This window comes from Enterococcus sp. HMSC078F03, assembly GCF_001811595.1.
Classification (GTDB): Bacteria; Bacillota; Bacilli; order Lactobacillales; family Enterococcaceae; genus Enterococcus; species Enterococcus faecalis.
Genome location: NZ_KV805582.1, coordinates 1 through 876, shown reverse-complemented (window position 1 = coordinate 876; position 876 = coordinate 1). Strand labels below are relative to the sequence as shown.

The following is an 876-nucleotide window of genomic DNA, read 5'->3' as shown; positions in this document are numbered from 1 at the left end:
CCTAAATTTGGTTTCACATAGATACTTTTTTCTGGATATACTTCTAATGCCAAAGATTTTCCATTTTTAATAATATTCAACGTGGTGATCTCTTGAATGTTTTCTTCGGTAATTTGTTTGTTGTACCACATTTCCATTGCACGTGTATTTTTCAATCGAACTTTAACTAACTTACCTGTGTTTCCTCTCCACTGTAAGGTCAAATCTTTTTCTTGGATGGCAATTTCTTTCATCCCCTTTGCCTCTCTTTCTACTACTGCTTCCAATTTTTCCCCTCCATAACTAAAAAAAGAAGGACAATCAGTTCGTCCTTCTTTTCGTCTTCAATTATTTTGTTTCTTTTCTACGTTTAAATCCTAAGCCTGCTAAGCCAAGCATTGTAACTAAGCTACCAGCTACTGTTAATAAGACATTTTGTTTTTCGCCTGTTTGCGGCAATTCTGGCACCACACTTGCCTTTTCTACCACTAATGGCTCTACTGGTGCTTGCGGTATTTTTGGTGTTGGTGGTACAATCACTGTTTTTTCTGGTGGCGTTTGTGGTTTTTCTGGCGTATGTGTCACTACCGTATTAGTTTTAATCTTCTCATTGTTGAAAGATTCTTCGATTGTGTTGTAAACGTCTCCTGCCGCAATTCGTTCTACACCAATGAACGCTTTCCATGAGTGTGCAACGTGTTTGTTTTCTTTTAGATTCATCGCATCTAAAAAGGCTTGACTGGCCGTGATTTTCACTACCCCTTGTTCAAAGGTCATCGTGAATAGTTTCGAAATGTCATCCCCTTTATTCACTTTGGTTCCGTCTGCTAAGACAAACGCAGAATTGGCAAACACAGACCATTGGCCACTAAATTTGTCATGTTTGACGTCTAGTTT

The 876-nt window shown here is 38.4% G+C and carries 2 protein-coding genes; both read right to left on the bottom strand.

Annotated elements, in window-relative coordinates; genetic code table 11:
• A partial coding sequence (prgU, locus tag HMPREF2810_RS10955; RefSeq protein ID WP_070635608.1) for a pheromone response system RNA-binding regulator PrgU occupies positions 1-266 on the bottom strand: 266 nt, incomplete at its 3' end.
• Positions 267-327: 61 nt separating this feature from the next.
• The coding region (locus tag HMPREF2810_RS10950; RefSeq protein WP_141750870.1) for an LPXTG cell wall anchor domain-containing protein at positions 328-876 on the bottom strand (549 nt) is incomplete at its 5' end.